Below are 3587 nucleotides of genomic sequence, written 5' to 3' on the forward strand. Positions count from 1 at the left end.
GGCGGAATCCGGCCGCGACGCACTCGCACAGCGTGAGCGCGATGCCGCAGAACTGACGTCGTCGCTGAGGGCCGACCTCGCCGCAGCGCTCACCCGTGCCGACGGTCGAGAGGTCGACGAGGCCGCGGCAGAGCTCGACGCGTCGACAGCCGCGCTCGCGCAGAGCATTGACGCGTTCGATCAGCGGGCTGCGCTCGAGCAGAAGCGCGATGTGCTGCAGGAGCGCCTCCGCCGACTCGATAGCGAACGTGAACGTGATTCTGCGGCGCTGGCCACGGCTCGCGAGACGCAGCTGCTCGTGGCCCAGCGCGTCGCCGAGACACGGCGGGCGATCGACGACGCACGAGGGCCGTACGAGTCCGTCGCCGACAGGCTCGCGGCGACGCTCGCCGAGGTCCAGTCCGCACAGGCCCTGGTCGAGGCATCCGTCGAACGAGCGCACCGAGCCGAGACGGCGGCAGCGGCGAGGGCCGAGCAGGAATCCGCGCTCGAGGCGTCAGATTTCGACGGAGTCCACGCTGTCGAGCTGGCGCTGCGCTCCACCGCCGCGCAGGCGGCGCTCGAGACCCGAGTCACGCAGCACGCCGTGCAGCGCGAGAAGGAGCGTGCGATTCTGCTCGACCTCGAGCTCCGTACGCTCCCGGAAGAGGCGATCGATCTCGCCCCGGCCGAGCTGCTGTCTCTCACCGCGCGGCAGCGCTGGTCGGCGGCGGTCGATGAGTCCGGGCGGGCGGCGGCCGTCGCAGAGCAGCTCGCGGCGATCATCGAGGCCGCGTGGTCGGAGCACGCGCGCACCGCAGACGACGCGGCCGACTACGAGGTTCTCCGGGGGCTCGCCGACACGATCGCAGGGCGGGGTGCGAACACCCGGAAGATGACCCTCGAGACCTTCGTCCTCGCGGCCGAGCTCGAGGAGATCGTCGACGCCGCGAACAGACGTCTCGGCGACATGTCGACCGGGCGATATCAGTTGCGCCACTCCGACGCGCTCGCCGCTCGCGGCGCAGCATCCGGGCTCGGAATCGTCGTGTTCGACGCGTTCACCGGACAGACGCGCCCTGCTCAGTCCCTGTCAGGAGGTGAGACGTTCCTGAGCTCCCTCGCCCTGGCACTGGGCCTCGCGGAGGTCGTCACGGCACGTGCCGGCGGCATCAGGCTCGACACCCTCTTCATCGACGAGGGATTCGGATCACTCGACGGCGACACTCTCGATGTCGCGATGCGCACGCTCGACGAGCTCCGTCAGGGCGGGCGCACCGTCGGCGTGATCAGTCATGTCGAAGCGATGCAGGAGCAGATCCCGGCGCAGCTGCGGGTGCGCGCGACGTCGGAGGGTCCGAGCGTCATAGAAGCGCGCTGAGACCCACACCGTCCCGCTCGCGGAATCCCCGAGTCCAGACGGTGCCCGTCGTCAGACGCCGTACTCCTGGCGGATCACCTCGCGCAGCTGCACGCTGCAGCGTGCGATCGCCTCGCGGAAATCGACGAGTGCGCCGTCTTCGGCCCGGTCCGAGATCGCACGGAATGCGCGGATCGGCACTCCGAACTGCTCAGCGACCCAGATGTACGCGTAGGTCTCCATGTCGACCAGCCCCGCGCCGGACGGTCGGATGACGGCCGTGATGCCGGCGTCGCCCACGAAGCTGTCGCCGGTCGCGATCAGCACGCCCTCGCGGCCAGTGGACACGCGCGCGGGCAGAGACACGTGCTGCCCGGCGACGCCGTCGAGATCGAAGACGTCGTGCTGCAGAGCGCTGCCGATCTCGTGCACGGTCGCCTCGAGTTCAGGGTCGATGCCGCCCGCGGTCCCGACGACCACCACCTCGGTGTACTCCTTGGCGTCGAGCGCACGGGTGAGGGCGAACACGGCCTGCATCTTGCCTTCGCCGGTGACCAGCTGGTCGAATCCCTCGAGCTGCTCCGGGAACGCTGCGAGTTCAGAGGCCATGGCTGCGACGAGAAGTTTCACCCCGCCATCCTGCCAGGTGGATCGATCGCTGCGAAGTCGAGCAGGTGTGCGGCCGACGTCATCTCGGTGTAACACTGGGGGAGGATACTGACGTCGGGCAGACCGGAGGAACACATGACCCTGCAGCAGCAGATCTCTGACGCACTCGGAGTGAAGTCCGACATCGATCCCGCGGTCGAGGTGGAACGCCGTGTCGGGTTCCTCGCCGACTACCTGCGCGCGACAGGGGCCAAGGGCTTCGTGCTCGGGATCTCCGGCGGGCAGGACTCGACGCTCGCCGGGCGGCTCGCCCAGCTCGCGGTCGAGCGTGTGCGTGCCGAAGGCGGCGAGGCGAGGTTCCTCGCGGTCCGACTGCCCTACCGCGTGCAGAAGGACGCCGCAGATGCCCAGGCGGCGCTCGAGTTCATCGAGCCGGACGCCTCGGTCGAGGTCAACATCCAGAACGGCGTCGACGGCGTCGAGGAGGACATCGAGTTCGCAGTGACGAGCGACATCAGCGACTTCAACCGCGGCAACATCAAGGCTCGCGTGCGCATGGTGACGCAGTACGCACTCGCCGGGCACGACGGTCTGCTCGTGATCGGCACCGACCATGCGGCCGAGGCCGTGACCGGCTTCTACACGAAGTTCGGCGACGGCGCCGCCGACATCCTTCCGCTCTCGGGTCTGTCGAAGAGGCAGGGGCGATCGCTGCTTCTTCTTCTCGGAGCACCCGACCAGCTCGCGTACAAGGTGCCGACAGCCGACCTGCTCGACGGTCAGCCGGGGCGCGCCGACGAAGACGAGCTCGGTCTGACCTACGAGCAGATCGACGACTTCCTCGAGGGGCGCGAGGTCGACCCCGATGTGGCCGGGCGCATCGAGTCGCGCTACCACGCCACCCAGCACAAGCGGAGCCTGCCGGTGACCCCCGACGACACCTGGTGGCGCTGACACGGCACCCGTCGTGACCCCGTGTCGGATGCCGCGGCTAGTGTCGAAGCATCCGAGGGAACGGGAGAATCGTGCGGATCGACACTCAGGCGCAGCGCGTCATCTGGAGCGCGAGCGACCTCAAGGCGGCCGCCGAATGCGAGTTCGCATGGTGTCGTGCGATCGACGCCAAGCTGGGACGCGTACCCGCTGTGGAAGAGCCGGAAGACGCGACGCTCGCGCGCGCTGCGCTGCTCGGTGACGTCCATGAGCAGAACGTCCTGGCGCGCTACATCGACGACCTGGGCGACGATCGCGTGCATCGCGTCGAGAAGGTCTCATCCGTCGATGCCGAGGCCCTCGCCGCTGCCGTCGACGAGACCGTGCGAGCGCTCGGGTCCGACGCGATCGTCGTCTTCCAGGCGGCGTTCGCGACGCCGGAGTTCGTCGGATTCGCCGATTTCCTGAAACGCGACGATGACGGTCGGTGGCGCGTGCAGGATTCGAAACTCGCCCGGAAGGCGCGAGTAACCGCTCTCATGCAGCTCGCGGCATACGTCGATCAGCTCGACCGACTGGGCATCCCTCGCTCCGATGAGGTCGACCTCATCCTCGGTGACGGCACGGTGAGCACGCACTCGGTCGACGACCTCCTTCCGCTGTTCCAGGTCAGGCGCGCGCGGCTGCGGGCCCCCCTCCCCGACCG

3 protein-coding genes and 1 pseudogene are annotated in these 3587 nt (G+C 68.9%); 3 read left to right on the forward strand and 1 reads right to left on the reverse strand.

Translation table 11 applies throughout. The features are described 5' to 3' along the window. Positions 1-1360, forward strand: a 1360-nt coding sequence (locus J7E68_RS04725) for an SbcC/MukB-like Walker B domain-containing protein (RefSeq protein ID WP_285224841.1), incomplete at its 5' end; no start/stop codon positions are given. Between the two features lie 51 nt (positions 1361-1411). On the opposite strand, the gene J7E68_RS04730 is transcribed toward J7E68_RS04725, so the two are convergent. Next, positions 1412-1969, reverse strand: coding sequence for a nucleoside phosphorylase (locus J7E68_RS04730; protein ID WP_215170318.1), 558 nt, complete (start codon positions 1967-1969; stop codon positions 1412-1414). Positions 1970-2083: 114 nt separating this feature from the next. Between J7E68_RS04730 and nadE the strand changes: the two genes are divergently transcribed. Continuing rightward, positions 2084-2902 (forward strand): ammonia-dependent NAD(+) synthetase, encoded by an 819-nt coding sequence (gene nadE / locus J7E68_RS04735; protein WP_215170320.1) that lies wholly within the window; start codon positions 2084-2086, stop codon positions 2900-2902. Between the two features lie 71 nt (positions 2903-2973). Beyond that, positions 2974-3587, forward strand: a pseudogene (locus J7E68_RS04740) (DNA helicase); the annotation flags it as partial.

Source organism: Microbacterium sp. ISL-103 (assembly GCF_018613995.1).
Lineage (GTDB): Bacteria > Actinomycetota > Actinomycetes > Actinomycetales > Microbacteriaceae > Microbacterium.

Bases quoted from the DNA above. Each gene is read 5' to 3' on its own strand.
- nadE (WP_215170320.1), top strand. From the start codon at position 2,084: ATGACCCTGCAGCAGCAGATCTCTGACGCACTCGGAGTGAAGTCCGAC.